General features: G+C 43.4%; 14 protein-coding genes. 11 read left to right on the top strand and 3 right to left on the bottom strand.

The annotated features are described in order from the left end of the window. Positions 1-662: 662 nt before the first annotated feature. From B0X70_RS17830 to B0X70_RS17800, 9 genes are all read left to right on the top strand, one after another. Entirely contained in the window at positions 663-1,907 is a 1,245-nt protein-coding gene (locus B0X70_RS17830) for a hypothetical protein (protein WP_217470006.1), read from the top strand. A 140-nt stretch (positions 1,908-2,047) separates the two neighbouring features. Further along, the gene (locus tag B0X70_RS25620) at positions 2,048-2,182 is read left to right on the top strand and encodes a hypothetical protein (protein WP_256448140.1); all 135 of its coding nucleotides are present in this window, start codon (positions 2,048-2,050) and stop codon (positions 2,180-2,182) included. A gap of 502 nt (positions 2,183-2,684) precedes the next feature. Next, positions 2,685-3,980 carry a hypothetical protein gene (locus B0X70_RS25350; protein WP_036810678.1) on the top strand — a complete coding sequence of 432 codons (1,296 nt, stop codon included), beginning with the start codon at positions 2,685-2,687 and terminating at the stop codon, positions 3,978-3,980. A 638-nt stretch (positions 3,981-4,618) separates the two neighbouring features. Continuing rightward, on the top strand, positions 4,619-5,944 hold the full coding sequence (locus tag B0X70_RS17820) for a hypothetical protein (RefSeq protein ID WP_217470004.1): 1,326 nt from the start codon (positions 4,619-4,621) through the stop codon (positions 5,942-5,944). A 141-nt stretch (positions 5,945-6,085) separates the two neighbouring features. Then, positions 6,086-11,305 (top strand): type I polyketide synthase, encoded by a 5,220-nt coding sequence (locus tag B0X70_RS17815; protein ID WP_217470003.1) that lies wholly within the window; start codon positions 6,086-6,088, stop codon positions 11,303-11,305. A 524-nt stretch (positions 11,306-11,829) separates the two neighbouring features. Then, positions 11,830-11,964 carry a hypothetical protein gene (locus tag B0X70_RS25615; RefSeq protein WP_256448139.1) on the top strand — a complete coding sequence of 45 codons (135 nt, stop codon included), beginning with the start codon at positions 11,830-11,832 and terminating at the stop codon, positions 11,962-11,964. Positions 11,965-12,016: 52 nt separating this feature from the next. Next, positions 12,017-13,342: a collagen-like protein gene (locus B0X70_RS17810; protein ID WP_217470002.1), complete on the top strand. Its 1,326-nt coding sequence runs from the start codon at positions 12,017-12,019 to the stop codon at positions 13,340-13,342. 468 nt (positions 13,343-13,810) lie between these two features. After that, positions 13,811-15,133: a collagen-like triple helix repeat-containing protein gene (locus tag B0X70_RS17805; RefSeq protein WP_217470001.1), complete on the top strand. Its 1,323-nt coding sequence runs from the start codon at positions 13,811-13,813 to the stop codon at positions 15,131-15,133. Positions 15,134-16,084: 951 nt separating this feature from the next. Beyond that, positions 16,085-17,401: a collagen-like protein gene (locus B0X70_RS17800; RefSeq protein WP_217470000.1), complete on the top strand. Its 1,317-nt coding sequence runs from the start codon at positions 16,085-16,087 to the stop codon at positions 17,399-17,401. Positions 17,402-17,800: 399 nt separating this feature from the next. On the opposite strand, the gene B0X70_RS17795 is transcribed toward B0X70_RS17800, so the two are convergent. Then, positions 17,801-18,406, bottom strand: a complete 606-nt coding sequence (locus B0X70_RS17795) for an HD domain-containing protein (protein WP_046394519.1) — start codon at positions 18,404-18,406, stop codon at positions 17,801-17,803. Positions 18,407-18,416: 10 nt separating this feature from the next. Further along, on the bottom strand, positions 18,417-19,409 hold the full coding sequence (ygfZ, locus tag B0X70_RS17790; RefSeq protein ID WP_046394520.1) for a tRNA-modifying protein YgfZ: 993 nt from the start codon (positions 19,407-19,409) through the stop codon (positions 18,417-18,419). A 177-nt stretch (positions 19,410-19,586) separates the two neighbouring features. Between ygfZ and sdhE the strand changes: the two genes are divergently transcribed. Both sdhE and B0X70_RS17780 read left to right on the top strand, forming a co-directional pair. Continuing rightward, positions 19,587-19,853 carry an FAD assembly factor SdhE gene (sdhE, locus tag B0X70_RS17785; RefSeq protein WP_036777610.1) on the top strand — a complete coding sequence of 89 codons (267 nt, stop codon included), beginning with the start codon at positions 19,587-19,589 and terminating at the stop codon, positions 19,851-19,853. Next, positions 19,834-20,250: a protein YgfX gene (locus B0X70_RS17780; protein WP_046394521.1), complete on the top strand. Its 417-nt coding sequence runs from the start codon at positions 19,834-19,836 to the stop codon at positions 20,248-20,250. The genes sdhE and B0X70_RS17780 overlap by 20 nt, the downstream gene beginning before the upstream one ends. 22 nt (positions 20,251-20,272) lie before the next feature. On the opposite strand, the gene fldB is transcribed toward B0X70_RS17780, so the two are convergent. Further along, positions 20,273-20,791, bottom strand: a complete 519-nt coding sequence (gene fldB, locus B0X70_RS17775) for a flavodoxin FldB (protein ID WP_217469999.1) — start codon at positions 20,789-20,791, stop codon at positions 20,273-20,275. Positions 20,792-20,793: the final 2 nt, after the last annotated feature.

Below are 20,793 nucleotides of genomic sequence, written 5' to 3'. Positions count from 1 at the left end.
TAATTTAAATTACATTCATAGTTTCAATATTCAATAATATCTATAGGTTTTTATTTTATTGTAATTTTTAAATGCAATCTATTTGTTGTTTTTATTCTTTTTTTATAATAATACCTCGTGAGATAAATATAAAATTGAAATTTTCAATTAACACACATTAGAAGGTAGCGATATATCACATAAATACTCTCTTTAATTAATGAAAAAAGTGGGGAATTACATTAATATTTTAGATTGTGTAATTTAAATATTGTATCCAATCACTTTCTGTAAAGTGAATAAATATTTACCTAATTAATTCTCATCGTAATTATTTTTCTGGCATACCCGCTATCGAAGTGCTTATATCTTTTGCCAGAAAAAACTGATGTTTTCGCTACGGCTAATCTGGTCATTAGCCAAAAGCAAGATTTTACTATTAGCAGTTTATACCCTATGGATTTCAAGATGTATCGCGACGGCAAGGGAGTGAATCCCCGGGAGCATAGGTAACTATGTGACTGGGGTGAGCGAGTGCAGCCAACAAAGAGGCAACTTGAAAGATGACGGGTATAGTGACATTACCGGTAGTGATGGCAGTAGAGACTTTAGAACTTGGCTAAATAGACAACGGATATATGAAGTTATCCTAAATGTATAAACTTAAATTCAGAGGAATTCTCATGGATAAAATAAGAACGTTTTCTGAGGCTTTAGCAGTATTACGTCAACGTCACCATTTGTTTGGTATAGAACGACAGCCAAAGCAACTTAAGACCTCCGACTTTGATGGGCCGGTGGTATTTTCTAACGATCTGGAAACGGCTACTGTGCCGCCTGCATTTTTTACGGTGCAAACGATACAAGAGCTGAAAGCACTCGGTGGGGTGCCTGACAGTCATTATGGCTCTGGAAAAATGGAACCCCATCATCCGTTGCCTGAACCGTTTTCTGCTGAACGACTGGCAGACGCCTCTGGTAATCATATTGATTTATGCAAAGCCTTTCGTGCCTATATCTATGGTGATTCTGCTTTGGTCAGAGATTATGAGGAAATGCTTAATGCTAAGCGTTTTCCGATGAAAATTGCGTTCTTCGGTGGCGAAGAACTCACAATATCCGCAGATAATCCATTGATTATTGCAGATAAAGATTGCTATGGCGAACCTGTTGTCTTGGTATACGACCAGATAACCATTGAGCCAGGAGGTGAAATTATTTACTGCACTAATGGTACGGTTAAAGCTAATGCTATTGTAGGTCATGGAAGTGCTCAGAAGCCTGATTTTATCAGTAAAGGCAGTAATGGAATTGATGGTTTTGATGGTGAATCAGGATGTAATGGACTTAATGGCAGAGATGGTGTTGCTGGCATAGATAAGGCATACGGCTGCGCTGTTGAATCCACCGCCGGTACTGATGCAATTGACGGCTCTTCCGGAGGATTAGGGATGGGGGGAGGAAGTGGTGGAAATGCAAATGACATAGTTATTGATGTTCAACTTATTACTGGGCCAGTAAATGTGTTGTCGATAGGCGGCAATGGAGGGAATGGCGGTAATGGTGGAAATGGCGGCAATGGAGGGACAGGAGGCAATGGAGGTAATGAAGTAGGCAAATGTAGCGCAGGGAATGGTGGGAACGGGGGTAATGGTGGAGATGGAGGGCATGCGGGCAATGGAGGGAAAGGTGGAGATAGTGGTAACGTATATATTTATTTTCCTGAAGGTCAGCCGGTAATTAATGCTCGGTCATATGGAGGTAATGGCGGTAATGGAGGGAAAGGCGGGAAAGGTGGAGAAGGCGGGAAAGGTGGAGCTGGCGATAGTAGTCAGCCAGGAATATCTGGTCAAGATGGTATTGATGGAAAATCAGGAGGGGTAGGTGTAGCTGGCAAGATATATGTTAACGGTAATGTACAGGGTTAATCCTTAGGGGCGCAATAATCAGGCTGGTTTGAACGACGGTAATTGAGCTGACGGTTTGGCGTTGATGAGTAAATATAATAATTTTTTTGCAAATGATTAATCGAAGTAAGAAATATCGATGTGAATCGGCAGCGGGTCTGATGGTTTATGAAATTGGAAGCTTTGTCCGACAGAACCGGGGAACCGTCACCATATTAAATTGCCGATTTGCCCGTATTGAACTACAACAAGATGTGCAGCTATTGCCGATAGCTGCACTATATCATGATAATTAATGTCTATGGATTTATATCTTATGGTGATTTTTGAAAAATAGAATCGTACTTATTGTTTTATTTGTATTTTCTAATAATACCTCATGAGATAAGTATAAAATTGAAATTTTTAATTAATATCTATTAAAAGGGGGTGATGTATCACAGAAATATTTTCTATAATTAATGGAAAAGATGGGGATTTACATTAATATTTTAAATTGCGTAATTGTAATATCGTATCTAATTGCTTTCTGTAAAGTGAATAAATACTTACCTAATTCATTCTCATAGTGATTATTTTTCTGGCATACCTATTGTTGAAGTGACCATATCCTTTGCCAGAAAAAATCGATATTTTTGCTATGGCTAATCTGGTAACTAGTCAAAGGCAAAATTCTGGCTATTTAGCCATTCAGTACCACAACCGGTAGTAATAACAGTAGATACTTTAAAACCTGGTCAAATGAACAACGGATATGTGAAGTTATCTTAAACAGCGTATAAACTCAGGAGAATTCCCGTGGACAAAAGAAAAACTGTTGCTGAAACTTTGGCGAAATTACATCAGTATCATCATTTGGTTGGTATAGAACGGCAGCCAAAGCAACTTAAGACCTCGGATTTTGACGGCAAGGTAATATTCTCTAACGATCCAAAGACAGCTACTGTGCCACCTGCATTTCTCACGGTACAGACAATACAAGAGATGAAGGAACTCGGCGGTGTGCCTGACAGTGAATATGGCCCCGGCAAAATGGAGCCTCATCATCCGTTACCTGAGCCGTTTTCTGCTGAACGACTGGCAGATGTCATGGGGTATCATATTGATTTGTGCAAAGCTTTTAGGGCCTATATTTATGGTGATTCTGCTTTAGTCAAAGATTATGAAGAAATGCTTAATGCGAAGCGTTTCCCGATGACGGTTGCATTATACAGTGGGGAAAAAATCACTATCACCGCTGATAATCCATTGATTGTTGAGGATAAAGATGACTATGGCGAACCGGTTGTTTTGGTATATGACGAGATAATCATTGAACCGGGAGGTCAAATTATTTACCGCACTAATGGTCGGATCGAAGCTAACACTCTTGTAGGGAATGGAAGTTCTATACATCAAGGCATTATTAATAAAGGCACTCATGGCGCCAATGGGGTTGATGGTGCAATGGGATCTCGTGGAGCTACCGGCAGCGATGGTGGTGATGGTATATCGGATAAATATGGCTGCTTAATTGACGCTACGCCGGGTATGGATGGTGCGCCGGGTTCTGCCGGAGCGCCTGGGGGTGATGGCGCTCCAGGGGGAGGAGCAAATGACCTAACTATTGATGTTCAATATGTTACTGGAATAATAAGGGCGGTAACGTTAGGTGGCAGAGGTGGAAATGGCGGTACCGGGGGGCTTGGCGGCGCCGGGGGGCAAGGGGGAAATGGAGGGAGTTCGGGACCTTTGAAAAATGGAGAAATCAGGAAGTGTCTTAGTGCGGATTCGGGAAATGGGGCAAATGGAGGAGATGGCGGAAATGGAGGGAATGGGGGTAAAGGTGGCGACAGTGGCAACATATATGTTAATTACTCTGATGGTGATCCAATACTTGAGGTTGAGTCATATTGTGGTTTTGGCGGGGAAGGCGGGAGAGGGGGATTGGGCGGAATAGGTGGTTATCCTGGAGATAACCCTATGCCACACTTTCCTAAAAAAAGTGAAAAATATGGGTTCAGTGGTAAAACTGGTCGTGTGGGAGAATTTGGCGATGACGGCGCCACTGGCAAGATATATATCAACGGTAAAGAAAAAAAACCTGATCATTAGTGGTGCCGCAATCAGGCTGGTCTGAGCTAATACATATACCTAATGGATTTCAAGATGGATCGCGACGGCAAGGGAGTGCAGCCAACAAAGAGGCAACTTGAAAGATGACGGGTATAGATAAGCATTATTTTTTATCCTTTATTTAAATTACACTCATAATTTCATTGTTCGATAATATCTATATATTTCTATCTTGTTGTGATTTTTGAAAAAATACAATCATATTTATTGTTTTTGTTTCCTAATAATAACCAGTGAGATAAATATAAAATTGAAATTTTTGACTGGCATACATAAAAAGATAGTGATGTATCACAGAAATATTATCTTTAATTAATGAAAAAAATGGATAATTACATTAACATTTCAAATTGTGTGATTTAAATGTTATATCCAATCCCTTTATATAAAGTGAATAAATGCTTACCTAATTAATTCTCATGGAAATTATTTTTCTGGCCTACCCGTTGTTGAAATTTTATATCCTTTGCCAGAAAAAATCGATGTTTTCGCTATGGCTATTCAGCCATTCAGTACCACGAACGGTAGTAATAACAGCATATATTCTGGAGATTGACCAAATGGATAATGGATATATGAAGTTATCTTAAACAACATATAAACTCAGGAGAATTCCCGTGGATAAAAGAAGAACTGTTGCTGAAACCTTGGCGGTATTACGTCAGGATTATAATCTGATTGGTGTGGAACGGCAGCCAAAGCAACTTAAGACCTCGGATTTTGCCGGCAAGGTAATATTCTCTAACGATCCAGAGACAGCTTCTGTGCCGCCTGCGTTTTTTACGGTACAAACCATACAGGAGCTGAAAGCACTCGGGGGTATTTCTGACAGTGAGTATGGCCCTGGCAGAATGGAGCCCCATCATCCGTTACCTGACCCGTTTTCTGCTGAACGACTAGCAAATGTCACCGGTTATCATATCGATTTGTGCAAAGCTTTTAGGGCCTATATTTATGGTGATTCTGCTTTGGTTAAAGATTATGAAAGAATTCTTAATGCTAAGCGTTTCCCGATGAAGGTTGCGTTATACAGTGGCGAAAGAATTACTGTTACCGCAGGTGCGCCATTGATTGTTGAAGATAAAGATGATTATGGCGAACCCGTTGTCTTGGTGTATGACCAGATAATCATTGAACCGGGAGGTCAAATTATTTACCGCACTAATGGTAAGGTCGAAGCTAACACTGTTGTAGGGAATGGCAATGATAAAAAGCAGAGCATTGTCAGTAAAGGTCTTGATGGAGCCGATGGTTTTGGGGGCGAACAGGGAAGTAATGGAGTGAATGGCAGCAATGGTTATATTGGTTCAGAGGATAAACACGGTTGCTCTGTTAAATCCACGCCAGGCACTGATGCAACTGGCGGTTCTTCTGGAGCGCAAGGGATGGATGGCAAAAGGGGGGGAAGTGCAAATGATGTCATTATTGATGTTGAACTTTTTACTGGAGTAGTCAACGCGGCATCGATAGGCGGTAAGGGGGGGAATGGTGGATATGGCGGTAATGGGGGGAATGGAGGGAATGGGGGAAATGGAGGAGATGCAACAAAAAAATGTATTGCTGGATATGGAGGCAGGGGAGGGGATGGCGGAAATGGAGGGGATGGGGGGAATGGGGGTAAAGGTGGGGACAGTGGTAACATCTATGTCAATTTCACTCAGGGTCAGCCAGTAATTAATGCGCTGTCATATAAAGGTTATGGCGGAAATGGAGGGATAGGTGGTAAGGGAGGAACAGGCGGAATAGGTGGGTCAGGTGGCGGTAGTAGTGGTGAATTAAGTAGTGGTGAATTAAATAGTGAGGGTCATGACGGAGTATCTGGTGACGCTGGTACTGATGGAAAATCCGGCGATGCAGGTACCGCTGGCAAGGTATATGTTAACGGTCATGCACAGAAGCATGGTGATGATCGGGCTTTGGACTGGCTAAACGACTATAAATAAGGGAGAGAGGGGGTCAGAGCTTTGGCTTACCACCTCATCCGCCGAAATGTATTCCTAGTCCGACTGAATGGTGTTAGTGAGTAAGCGCGATAATCGGGTAAGTAATAGATCGGAGTAAAGAATCCCACTATGGATATCAATATGATGAGATGTGACAATATGCCGATTGCCATTATCGGTATGGGTTGCCGTTTTCCTGGGGGCGTTAACTCCCCAGAAGAATTTTGGCAACTGTTGTGTGGTTCAAGCGACGCTATTACCCCAGTCCCCCCCGAACGTTGGTCAACTCAGGTTTATTATTCTCGGGATCGCAATCTACCAGGGCGAATGGTGGCGCGAGAAGGAGGGTTTATCACTGATATAGCCGGTTTTGATGCAGCGGCGTTTAGTATCAGTAGCGCAGAAGCGCCTTTTATTGATCCACAACATCGTCTGATGTTGCAGGTAACTTGGGAAGCGCTGGAGCGTGCGAGAATACCACCAAAATCGTTGGCGGGTCAGGCGGTTGGTGTCTATATTGGCGCTTTCACTCATGATTATTTGCACCTGCAATTTACTGATTTGCGTCAGATGACGGGCTATACCTCAACTGGCACAATGGGAACTATGTTGTCAAACCGTATTTCCCATGCGTTTGATTTTCAAGGGCCATCTTTGACCATCGATAGCGCCTGTTCATCGTCCTTATTGGCGATACATTTGGCTTGTGACAGTTTACGGCGGGGAGAGTCACAATTGGCGCTGGCAGGCGGCAGTCAGTTAATGCTGATCCCTGATTTTTCGATAGTGGAAAGCCGTACTGGTTTTCTGTCACTGACCAATCGTTGTCACAGCTTTTCAGCTAACGCTGATGGTTATGTGCGTAGTGAGGGGGTGGGCGCTGTTTTGCTGAAACCCTTGAGTGCGGCTTTACAGGATGGCGATCCCATCTTGGCAGTGATCCACGGTTCGGCCGCAAATCAGGATGGCCGTACTGCCACGATGACCCAACCAAGCGGCGCGGCACAGCAGCGGGTGATTCGAGCAGCTTGCGCTCAGGCGGGGATTTCGCCGGAAGAGATTGATTATATTGAGGCTCATGGTACTGGAACGGCGGTCGGTGATCCGATAGAAGCAGAAGCTTTGGGGCTGGTATGTCGTCCAGAACCGACAGATCGCCCATTACTGATCGGTGCGTGTAAATCCGTGATTGGTCATACAGAAGCCGCGGCGGGCATTGCCGGATTGATTAAAGCGGTATTATGTTTACAGCGAAGGCAAGTGCCGGGCAATTTACATGCCGATCCGCCTAACCCCTATATTCGTTTTGCGGAATTAGGATTGCAGGTTCCACGACAGTTAACGTCATTGCCTAAAGGTAGAGTTGTCGCGGGAGTGAATTCTTTTGGTTTTGGCGGGACGAATGTCCATGTGGTATTGAGTAATTATGTGTCCCCTTGCGTACAACTTCGCGAAACCGAAGGGCTGGCTTTCATGTTGCCATTATCTGCCCAATCTGAGTTTTCCCTGACACAACAAGCACAGCGTATCGCCGATTTACTACAGCAGCAGCCAGAGATTGCCCTTGATGATCTATGTTACAGTTTAGCGATGACTCGTCACCGTTTCCCGCTGCGTAAAGCCATAATATTTAGTGATCGAAAACAGTTGCAACAACAGTTAACGCATCTGAGTCTGTCGCCGAAGCATAATAATAGAAAGGTAGATCACTTGGCTTGGGTGTTTCCTGGTGTTGGCGGTGAAGGGTGGCAGGAGGTGGCAACTTGGTTTCAGTTATTTCCTGCATTTGCCGAGCAATTCAGGCGTTGCGAAGCTATTTGGGCTGAGTTTTCTGCGCCGTCTCTACGTGCTGCATTACTGGTTACTGACGATTTAATGGCGCCGCCGGTGCAGTTTGCGGTACAAATATCTATGGTCGCTCAGTTGCAGCAGTGGGGATTTAGGCCAGCGGCATTGCTTGGTCATAGTACCGGTGAAATGGCGGCTTGTTATCTGGCGGGAATTTATGATCTGACTCAGGCATTGACACTTTTGTATCATCGTTATTACCGCTATCGTGATCTGCAAAGCGCGTTGGATCAGAAGGGCGGATTGTTGATGGTAGCGGCCACGGTGGAACAGATACAGCCCTATTTGTCTGCCCATGATGTTGATCCCGCAGTCGTGATTGCTGGAAGAAACAGCGCCAATAGTTGTCTGTTATCGGGTCCGGTAAGCGGATTAACTGCCATTTCCCATCGTTTAAAACATCATCGTATCGCCAGTAGCCACATTAACTATGGTATTGCTGCCCATTCTCCATTGCTGGAACCACTCCGGGCAGGGTTAATTGCCGATGCTGCGACTATTCCGGCCTCAAAACCCTTATTACCTGTGTTCTCATCAGTCACAGGGAAGAAAATTAATGATAAGTTGGGTCCTGAGCATTGGGCTGACAATATGATCGAACCCTTTCGTTTTGATGATGCGATGGAAAATATGCTGAAAGCAGGTTTCCACCATTTCCTTGAAATTTCACCCACATCCCTGTTGAGCGGTGGATTGAAGGATTGGAGTAAACCTTATCGCGGCCAGGTGTTTGCTTGTCGAACAGGGCAGAACTGGTCACAGCTATTGGGCCAATTATTTGAAGCCGGTATTGAGCCTGATTGGCGGACTATGACGCCTATGGCTCATTTAATCGATCTGCCAACGTATCCCTGGCATCAGCAATCTTATTGGCATGAACCGAAAATCAGCCGTCGCCACCGGCTGCGCAAGTCGAGCGGTGTGTTATTGGGCGAAGCACAGCCAGGTAGCGAGAGTTGGCAGGCTGAATTGGTTGTTGAGCAGGCGCCTTGGCTACTCGATCATGTCGTCATGGGAAATGCGATGTTTCCTGCTGCCGGCTATATCGAAGTCATGTTAACCGCGGCGCGTATCTGCTTTCCGGGTGTTGGATTGGCGCTGAATAATATTGTGTTGCAATCGGCTTTACTGCTGGAACCCGGCATGGAGTTCAGGCTAAAAACCCGCTTGGATCGTCAGCGAATGGAAGTGCAGGTATACACTGCCAATAATCTGGATGAAGATACCCAATACCAATTTGCAGCCAGTGCACAAGTAAACATTGTCGTGCCGGGCGCGACTGCCTGTGTTATCCCATCATCAGTTGTAAATGAGCGCTATCTTGGTACGCAGAATCAGGAGGCTCAGGAGACGTTGTGTCAGGGGGAATTGTATCAGAAGGAATTGTATCAGAAAGAATTGTATCAGAAAGAATTGTATCAGGCGTTTCAACACCTGCATTTTAGTTATAGCGGGGTATTTCGTACTCTGTGTCAGGCGATTATCGGTGAAAAGGAGACAATCTGTGAGATTGAGTTGCCACCTACGCCAGAGGGAATGAATTTCCACCCGGCGGCTTTGGATGGCATTTTCCAGTCGCTGCTGGCGATTCAGTCTGTTGGCGTTAATGCTCCAATCCCTGCTAGCGATTTCCGTATTCCGGTAACTATTCGACATCTACGCATTAACGGTAAACTATCCGGCCGAGTGAGAGCCTGTGCTCGAATGACTGAGCAGACACAACAACAGTGGCTTGGTGATATTGATGTATGCACTGACCGCGGCATACTGATTTGCCAAATCAAAGGATTTTGCGTTCAGCTTGTCAGTAACAGGAAAAGCGATTTATTGCCAGTACCTCACAATCTGGTGATAGGTCAACCCCTGTGGCGTGAAGTGCCTTCTTGCCCATTGCTAGCGCCTTTAGCACCATGTTTAGCACGATGGGCTATTTTTGGCGATGAAACTGTGTTGGCAGAGGAATTGGCGAGTGAATTGCAACGGCGTGGTGGATATGCCTATCTACGTTCCGGCCTGCCTGACAGTGAGCAGAAAGTTCAGGAGTTGGTTGATACTCTTCCTTCTGAGGTTGAAAGGATACTGATCCTCTGGCCGTTACATAATCCACGCAAGACCTATCATGCTTTGATCTATTTGTGTGCGGCATTGGCAGAACGAGCGGTGAAACCACGCCTGTGGGTCATAACTCGATATGCTCATCAGGTGACTGAACAAGATCTGCCTGATCCGTTTGCTGCTGCATTATGGGGAATGATGCGGGTTATCGGTCAACAGGAAGCGACTTCACTCTGGGGAGGGTTGTTGGATATTGACAGTACTACTGCGCCAGCTCAGTGGTGGAATGCATTATTAACGGATGATGGTGAGGATCAATTAGCTCTGCGTCGTGATCAACGCTATGCGCTACGTCTTGTGCCGTTGCCAGAAATGCCGCCATTGTTGCCGTTGGCGCATTTTCGTCCAGACGGCAGCTATTTGCTGACGGGCGCTTTCGGGGGAATGGGACGTCAGTTGATTTCCTGGATGGTAAAGCATGGTGCTCGTCATTTGTTGTTGATCGGCCGTTGTCATACGCTTGAGACGGATGATCAGATGTTACTGGAAATGCTACGTCAACAGGGGATTGAAGCAGAATATCTGCCGGTTGATCTGGGTGATGTAAAAATGACTAATAATTGTCTGGCTCAGTATCGGCAACGGGCCAGTCAGCCGTTACGAGGCGTAATTCATTGTGCCGCGCATGTTGAAGCTCAAGGATATCGTGAACTGAGTACTCAGGCTTTCGATAGAGTCTTTGCCGCTAAAGCACTTTCTGCCTGGACACTGCATCAGGCATTAGCTGATGCGCCGTTAGAGCATTTCGTTATGTTTTCCTCAATAAGCTCATTATTGTCTTTGCCGGGTATGGCATCTTATGCAGCCGCAAATGCCATGCTGGACAGCTTGGCCTATTTGCGGCGTCAGCAAGGTTTACCTGCGTTGAGCCTTAACTGGGGGCCGTGGAAAGCAGGTATTGCTTTACGAGATAGTCGCATGCTCCCGGTGTCCGAAGACAATGGGCTGCCGCTATTTAGCTTAGAAGAGGGGTTAGCCACGTTAGAGCGTCTGTTTGCCCGCATTGAGCCGCAACTGGTGCCGTTCTTGGCTGATTGGTCAGTATTACTCTCTGGTCCAATGCGCCATCTGGCATTATTTCGTGATATTCAGCAGGAAAGCGTAGCTCAGGCTTTACCAGCAGACAGGGGGCTTGAGGCCAATAACTTGGATGATGTTGTCAGTTTATTACAGGCTTTCTGCGGTGAGATTGTTGGGACGAAAGCTGAGGTTTTTCATCCGGATCAACCACTGACTGACAATGGTATTGATTCGCTGAATGGGGTGATGTTGGTGCAAAAAATTAACAAACAGTTACGTGTGGATATTCCATTGGAATTGTTGTTGAACAATAAGCCACTGTCAGAACTTGCATCGTTGATTACGTATCGATTGCAAGTTAAGTTAATTGCGAAGTAGGAATAACCTGAGTCAAAGTATTTTCTGAAAGCCCGATAGGGCTTTCAGGTTGTTGATTTTTAAAGCTTCGACTATCACTGCCGAGTTTTTACCAATGATAAAATAGATAAGAAGAGACGTTTTTTATCTGTCAGTGTGGCTTTAAAATCTGGAAAAATAGCTTGATATTAGAAGAGAAAACATCAGGAAACACGGGTTTTACATGACAGAGTTATTTACAGATTCTTTGTGATTTTTGAAAAATACAATTATGCTCATTGTTTTTATTTGTATTTTATAATAATACACCATGAGATAAATATAAAATTGAAATTTTTAATTAGTATCTATTAAGGGGTAGTGATATATCACGGAGATATTCGTCATAATTAATGGAAAAAGTGGTGAATTATATTAATATTTTAAATTGTGTAATTTAAATTTCATATTTAAATTGACTTCCGTAAGTGAATAAATATTTACCTAATTAATTCTCGTCGTAATTATTTTTCTGGCCTGCATGTTGTTGGAAGTGGCTATATCCTTTGTCAGAAAAAATCGATGTTTTCACTCTGGCTAATCTGGTGATTAGTCAGGGGAAAAATTCTGACTATTCGCTATTTAGTGACATAACCGGTAGTGATAGTAGTAGAGATTTGGGAACTTGGTCAGATGGGTAATTGATATACGAAGTTATTCTAACTGTATAGACTTAAACTTAGGAGAATTTTCATGGAAAAAATAAGAACGGTTGCTGAAACGTTAGCAATATTACATCAATATCACCATCCGGTTGGTCTGGAACGACAGCCAAAGCAACTTAAGACCGCCGACTTTGACGGGCCGGTAATATTTTCTAACGATCCGGAAACGGCTACTGTGCCGCCGGCATTTTTTACAATACAAACGATACAAGAGCTGAAAGCACTTGGCGGTGTACCTGACAGTCGGTATGGTCCTGGAAAAATGGAACCCTATCATCCGTTACCTGAACCGTTTTCTGCTGAACGTCTGGCAAACGTCTCGGCTAATCATATTGATTTATGCAAAGCCTTTCGCGCCTATATCTATGGTGATTCTGCTTTGGTCAAAGATTATGAAGAAATGCTAAATGCTAAGCGTTTTCCGATGAAAGTTGCGTTTTACAATGGTGAAGAGATCACTGTTTCTGAAAGTAATCCATTGATTATTAAAGATAAAGAACAATGTGGCGAACTGGTTGTCTTGGTGTACGACCAGATAACCGTTGAACCGGAAGGCAAAGTAATTTGCTACACCAATGGCAGGATTGAAGCGAATGCCATTCAAGGGCTTGGAGGCGGGCCGCTGCACTTTGTCCATAAAGGGCGAGATGGAGAAATGGGTGCTCCTGGCGCGGCTGGAAATAGCGGAGTGAATGGCATTGATGGTTTACCTGGTCGTAAGAAAAAAGATACCTGTGTAACTCCCCCTACACCGGGTACCGATGGAACTGAAGGTTCTCCGGGAACGAAAGGATCGGATGGAGAACCAGGTGGAGTGGCGGAGAAATTAAGTGTCACAACTGCTCATCTGGATGGAGAGGTATATTTGGTGTCTGAAGGAGGGGCTGGGGGAAATGGAGGGGGTGGCGGTGATGGTGGCGGTGGGGGGAACGGTGGAGATGGAGGCTTTTGTTATAATGGTGCCGATGGGGATTGTTCTGGTGGTCATAGTTATGTTACTACGGACCCACGTTATTTTTCTGGGAATGGGGGGGATGGAGCAAATGGAGGGGCGGGTGGGAATGGAGGTAATGGGGGGAATGGTGGAGATGGGGGTGACATAGAGTGTAACTATTCTACTGGTAATCCAAACATGAGTTATTGGTCAACAGCAGGTTTGCCAGGGGCTGGTGGTAGAGCGGGAAGGGGAGGGAAAGGCGGTGATGGTGGTTCTGCGTGGTGTGATATGAAGGATAGAATTAGAAACTTAAATTGTTCTGGAATTCCTGGTAAAAAGGGGATTAATGGAGAGTCAGGGAGGCCAGGGATGCAAGGAAAGGGGGGGCAGATATATATCAATGGCAAATTACGTTGAAGGAAAATTATGTTGAACGTTCCGTTTTCTAAACATAAACTGTTTGGAAACGATAAATATAAAATCGAAATTTTCAATTAGCATCTATTAAAAGGTAGTGATATATCACGGAAATATTTTCTATAATTAATGGAAGAAATGGTAATTTACATTAATATTTTAAATTGATAAATTCCAATATTGTATCTAATGACTTTCTGTAAAGTAAATAAATATTTACCTAATTAATTCTCGTCGCAATTATTTTTCTGGCCTGCCGGTTGTTGAAATGGTTATACCCTTTGTCAGAAAAAATCGATGTTTTTGCTCCGGCTAATCTGATGATTAGTCAGGGGCAAAATTCTGACTATTAGTTATTTAGTGACATAACCGGTAGTGATAGTAGTAGAGATTTGGAAACGTGGTCAGATGGATAATTGATATATGAAGTTATTCTAAACGTATAAATTTAAACTTAGGAGAATTTTCATGGAAAAAATAAGAACGGTTGCTGAGACGTTGGCAATATTACATCAATATCATCATCCGTTTGGTCTGGAACGACAGCTAAAGCAGCTTAAGACCGCCGACTTTGACGGGCCGGTAATATTTTCTAACGATCTGGAAACGGCCACTGTGCCGCCTGCATTTTTTACAGTGCAAACGATACAAGAGCTGAAAGCACTCAACGGTGTGCCTGATAATCAGTATAGCTCTGGAAAAATGGAATCCCATCATCCGTTACCTGAACCATTTTCTACTGAACGGCTGGCAAATGCCCCTGATAATCATATTGATTTATGCAAAGCCTTTAGTGCTTATATCTATGGTGATTCTGCTTTGGTGAAAGATTATGAAGAAATGCTCAATGCTAAGCGTTTTCCGATGAAAGTTGCGTTCTACAGTGGCGACGAGATCACGATAAGCAAAGATAATCCGTTGATTATCAGAGATAAAGATCACAGCGGCAAACTGGTTGTCTTGGTGTATGACAAGATAACTATTGAACCGGAAGGTGAAGTGATTTGCTACACCAATGGCAGGATTGAAGCGAATGTCATTCAAGGGAACTCGTATCACTTTACCAATACAGCGGACTATGGAAAAGATGGTGCTGCTGGTACAGATGGAAACAGTGGAGCTGATGGCGCTAAGGGTAATCCTGGTATTCAGAATAAACATGAGTGTACAACGGACGCAGCACCAGGTTCTGATGGAACTAACGGTTCTTCGGGAGCGCGGGGAGCAGATGGTGAGCCTGGTAAAGCGGGGGAGAAACTAACTATCGCATGCCCTTATGTGAGAGGTACAGTAAATTTGTGGTCGGCGGGAGGTAATGGAGGTAATGGTGGTGATGGCGGTCATGGAGGTAATGGTGGTAAGGGAGGAGACGGGGGTTATGGTAGTGTTGATAAGGCTGTTGGTGATCATCATGATTATAATACTACTACCTCTCTGTGTAAGTCTGGGAACGGAGGGAAAGGAGGAGATGGAGGCGATGGAGGGGATGGGGGTAATGGCGGTCATAGTGGGGATGGGGGGGACATATATTTTAGCTATTCCGAAGGCAATCCGCTCATTAAATGTTTAGCATCACCAGGTATTGCGGGAGCTGGTGGTCATCCGGGAATGAGAGGGAAAGGTGGTGATGGTGGCTCTACATTGACTAACTCTGGGGGTGGAGGTACAACGTCGAGTATTACCGGAGAATTTGGTCAAGCGGGTACTGATGGAAAGCGGGGAGAGCCAGGAGAGCAAAAAGGAAATGTGGGGCGGATCTATGTTAACGGTAAATTGCAAGATAGCCAATAAAGAAAGTTTATTTCCGTTTCCTAAACATCAACTGTTTGGAAATGAGTGAGTTCGGGTTTTCGTCTGTATCGCATTAGTTTATTGGATATGGTGATATTTAAACTTGTTTTACTTAGAGAAAATTTATTGGCCAACAACACGCTATCTGAAATTTTCGATGATGCGAAAATACCCTGTTTTTTAAATAGGTTTATCAGCAACCTGATGTGTAGCCATTTCCAATGGCTACACTGTATCGGGATAATTATTGCTCCAAATCTATTGTTGATTCAGTTATTTTGATTTACTGTTTATTTCACTAGGGCTATTTTATTGACCTTTTTGTTGGTCATTTTAGGCGTCTCTTTGTAAAGTGAGTTTTTTAAAAATTGGATTTTATTGGTGAAAGAATCTTTTTCTTGTAAAGAAGAATTATTTTCTATCTTTAATTTAAATTACATTCATAATTTCATTATTCGGTAATATCTGTGGGTTTATATTTTTTGTGATTTTTTAAAATTAAAACAATATTATTATTTCCTAATAATACAATGAGGAAAATATAGAGTTGAAGTTTTTAATTAGCATCTGTTGAAAAGTAGTGATGTATCACAGAAATATTTTCCATAATTAATGAAAAAAGTGGAGGTTTATATTAATATTTAAAATTGTGTAATTTAAATATTGCATCTAATTGTTTTCTGTAAAGTAAATAAATACTTGCCTGATTAATTCTCATGGGAGTTATTTTTCTGGCCTGCCTGTTGTTGAGGTATCCATATTCTTTGCCAAAAAAAATCGATGTTTTTGCCTTGGCTAATTTGGTGATTAGCCAGAGCGAAATTCTGACTATTAGCAATATTAGTGACATAACCGGTAGTGATAGTAGTAGGAACTTTTCAACTTGGTCAGATGGATAATTAATATATGAAGTTATTCTAAACGTATAAATTTAAACTTAGGAGAGTTCTCATGGATAAAATAAGAACGGTTGCTGAGACGTTGGCAATATTACATCAATATCATCATCCGTTTGGCTTGGAGCGACAGCCAAAGCAACTTAAGACCTCTGACTTTGACGGGCCGGTAATATTCTCTAACGATCTGAAAACGGCTACTGTGCCGCCTGCGTTTTTTACAGTACAAACGATACAAGAGCTGAAAGCACTCAACGGCGTGCCTGACAGTCAGTATAGCTCTGGAAAAATGGAATCCCATCATCCGTTACCTGAACCGTTTTCTGCTGAACGGCTGGTAAACGTCCCGGCTAATCATATTGATTTATGCAAGGCCTTTAGTGCTTATATCTATGGTGATTCTGCTTTGGTCAAAGATTATGAAGAAATGCTCAATGCTAAGCGTTTTCCGATGAAAGTGGCGTTCTACAGTGGCGACGAAATTACTATAAGTAAAGATAATCCGTTGATTATCAGAGATAAAGATAACCGTGGCGAACCGGTTGTCTTAGTGTACAACAAGATAACTATTGAACCGGAAGGCAAAGTGATTTGCTACACCAATGGCAGGATTGAAGCAAATGTTATTCAAGGTAGCTCATATGACCTTACCAGTAGAGGGAAAGATGGAAAAGATGGTGCTGTTGGTACAAATGGAAACAGTGGCGCTGATGGTGCTAAGGGTACTCCTGGGCTTCAGGATAAACATAAGTGTATAACGAACCCTTCACCAGGTTCTGATGGAACTCATGGTTCTTCGGGAGTGCGGGGAGCGGATGGCGAATCTGCTAAGGCGGGGGATAAACTAACTATTGCATGTCCTTATGTGAGAGGAACAGTAAATTTGTGGTCGGCGGGAGGTAATGGAGGTAATGGTGGTGATGGCGGTCATGGAGGTGATGGTGGTAAGGGGGGAAATGGGGGTTATGGCAGTTTCTTTGAGGTTATTGACTCTAATCATCGTCATATTACTACTAACTCACTGTGTCAGTCTGGGCTTGGAGGGAACGGAGGAAATGGAGGCGATGGAGGAGATGGGGGTAATGGAGGTCATAGTGGGGATGGGGGGGACATATATTTTAGCTACTCCGAAGGCGATCCGCGCATCAATTGTGGGGCATTCCAAGGTTTTGCGGGAGCGGGCGGTAGGCCGGGATGGAGAGGGAAAGGCGGTGATGGCGGTTCTACATTAACTAATACTGGGAATGGAGATACAACGTCGAATATTACCGGAAAGTTCGGTCAGGCGGGTGTTGATGGAAAGTCGGGGGAGCCAGGAGAGCGAACAGGAAATGCGGGACGGATATATGTTAACGGCAAATTGCAAAACTGATTACGATAAAGAAAGTTTGTTTCCGTTTCCTAAATACAAACTGTTTGGAAACGAGTGAGCTAGAGTTTTCGCCTGTATCGCATTAGTTTATTAGGGATAGCGAGGTTGACTACTATTAATAGTGCAACGATTTGGTTTAGCTGGCGATAAATAGCAATCTTGTTCCAGGCAATCCAATTTACTTGAACACAACGACAGAAGACTTGGTATCTAACCAGCAGATACAGTGATTGAGGTGAATAATTTGGATGATGTTGTTAGAGTGTTAAGTTGGTGTTGGAACGTGCATCGTTGATTACCTATCTAGTGTTAAAACAACCGTAGTTTGTAGTTAATTCAGTGCACCATATGGTTAATGTGTGCACTGAATTCTGAACGCTCTCAAATTTTCGAGAAAAGTTATTTCAACCAACCTTTCTTCTGTGCGGTTTCCAATTGCGGCAGCAGATACTGCCATAATTCAGGATAGACATCGGCAATAAATTTATTGCGGTTAATTACTTGCTCAAAACGAATACCATCTTCTACCCAACTCTGCCCTTTATTATACAGATTCATCAGCATCGGCATGAGTCTATCCAGTGTAAGGGCAAAGCGGGCGTCTTGGCTTTCTTTGGCTTCATACTCTTGCCAAAGTGACATAAAATGACTTTTTTGTGGTTCGGGGAGTAAACCAAAAAGACGGTGGGCGGCTTTGACTTCCTGTTCATGAATGGCCTCACGGGCTGCTAAATCGTAAACCATCACATCACCGGCATCAATTTCTACAATATCGTGAATTAATGCCATTTGAATAACCCGCTGGATATCTACCCCTTTTACATAGGGCGCAAAACTCATTGCGGCGATAGCAAAATGCCAACTATGCTCGGCTGAATTTTCCCGACGATAGTTATCCAGCAACTTAGTTCGCCGCTGAACTTTTTTCAGCTTATCCAGCTCCATCAAAAAACCGATGACATTAGTAAAAGGGCCAAAATCAACGGTAGGTACTGCTAACGACATATAAACCTCATCAATTATTTTCTTCATCGAGAGAATAAGGCAGAGGCTGAATAGCGAGTGAATGTCCTTCATCGTCGCGGACACGGAATACACTATGATTTTCCATATCGTTATTCATGACGACTTGTACCCAGACACTATTATCATTCAGTTTAACGGCAGCCAAAACGGTGCCTGTTCTCCGCCACTTATCTCCTAATTGCCATTCCAAATCATCTCCAGCCATAGGAGTTTTGGTAGCACTGCCAGCCAGCCAGTACATGGCGCGTTTATTGGCGCCGCGATATTTAGCGCGGGCCACCATTTCCTGACCGGTATAACACCCTTTTTTAAAACAGATACTTCCTGCCAATGCTTGGAGGTTAGTTGCCTGAGGAATAAATTGCGTACTATTTGCGGCATCAATGATCGGGAAACCAGCTTCAATATCCAGAGCTAACCACTGTTCGCTGTTATTAAGCTGAGCTTGAAGTTTTTCTGTTAATTGTTCAACGGTTGCGGTGTTTGTTACCAAGAGGAAACGTTCAGACGGCAAGGTAAAATGGAGCAAAGTCGTAGTTTCATGTTCAACGACAGCATTATCAGCATCGGGTAGTGTTGGGAAAATATTATTCAGTGCCTCGCGGCAGTTTTTACCTGCAACTCCGAGCAATACCGCGTTTTCATCTTGAACTAGCGTAATTTTAGAGAATACGGCATATTTTTTCAGTTCTGTAAGCTGGTTTTCCAACACACTGCGACGTTCAATATAAGCAAGGCTTTCACCACGATGGAAGAGGCGCAGATTACTCCACATTTTGCCTTTTGCATCACAATGCGCACTAAGTACATGCTGATTCGTTGCAAGTGCGGAAATATCTGCTGTAACCTGACTTTGTAGATATTTTTCTGTATCCGGTCCAGTTGCGGTTATCAGGCCCCAGTCATCCAGTGATATTAATGTCAGGGGAAGGGTTGATGAAGACGATGGAGATTGTGAAGAGAACGGAGTTTTATAAGCCATGACACATCCTGCCAGTCAGATATTTGAGCCAATGATGCATCAATGGTAAAAGAGCTGAAGCACAATGCAAGTAGTTATTATTGCTATTAGCTGGCATGATGCATGAGTTTGCCGGGCGACTTAATGGCTAATGGCGTTAAAACTAACAATGAGAATTAAAAAGGGGATTCTTTGAACATGGATATTGATAATAAAGCACGTATTCATTGGGCATGTCGACGTGGAATGCGTGAGCTGGATATTTCAATTATGCCGTTTTTTGAGTATGAATATGACTCACTCAGTGATGATGATAAACGACTTTTTATTCGCTTGCTTGAATGTGCTGATCCTGATCTATTTAACTGGTTGATGAATCATGGACGCCCGGCAGATGAAGAGCTATTTCGCATGATTAAACTTATTCAGAATAGAAATAAAGATCGTGGTCCTGTGGAGGTGTGATCTCAGGGTATCTTGGCATACCCAGTTAATTTCCACCTGTGTTCATGGTGTAATCGCGCTTATAGTGCTACTTGCTCCGTGGCCTGCGGATAACGCTGTTTTCTGGATTTTCTGGCTTCCTTTGGTACTGTTGATTATTGCCAGTTGGGGGCGTAGCCAGAAAAATATCCGTAAATCACAAGGGCTTTTAGTTCTGTTCAGTGATAATAAGTTGCAATGGAAGAAGCACGAGTGGCGAATTATCCGGCGCCCGTGGTTATGTCGCTATGGCATATTAATTACGGCTCAATCTTTTTATAACCAGAAAAAAATCCGTTTATGGGTCGCATCCGATGGTATGTCACAGGATGAATGGAGGCATATTAATCAACTGTTGTTGCAATATCCTGATATCTGATTGAGCTGAAATTTTTCTGAATTTAAAGCAGAGGCTCCATTTCTTGCAGGATTTGCATACACCATTGCGATAAACGATCATCAGTTTGTTCATACTGGTTTACGTCATCTAATGCCAGCCCGACAAATTGTGTGCCATTATCCGTTAATGGTTTCGGGCTGGTAAATTCATAGCCTTCGGTTGGCCAGAAGCCAATGAAATGGACACCTGAAGGGCGTAAATGGTGATATAGCATACCGAGAGCGTCAAGAAACCAATCGCTATAATCAATTTGATCGCCCATACCATACATGGCGACAATTTTCCCCCGTAAATCGAGGGAAGGAATTTGCTCCCAAATATCCAACCAATCTTCCTGTAATTCGCCAAAATCCCATGTCGGAATGCCAAGAATCAGTACAGCGTACTCTTCCATTAATTCAGGTGTTGTCTCTTTGATATTGTGGAGATCAACTAAATCTTCACCGAGGATATCGCGAATTTTCTCTGCTGCCATTTCGGTGTAGCAGGTGCTGGAGCCGTAAAAAAGACCAATCTTCATCA

Origin of the sequence: Photorhabdus akhurstii (assembly GCF_019090985.1) — a bacterium.
Lineage (GTDB): Bacteria > Pseudomonadota > Gammaproteobacteria > Enterobacterales > Enterobacteriaceae > Photorhabdus > Photorhabdus akhurstii.
Note: the sequence above shows the minus strand (reverse complement) of the source record. Positions and strands in the feature narration are given on the sequence as shown.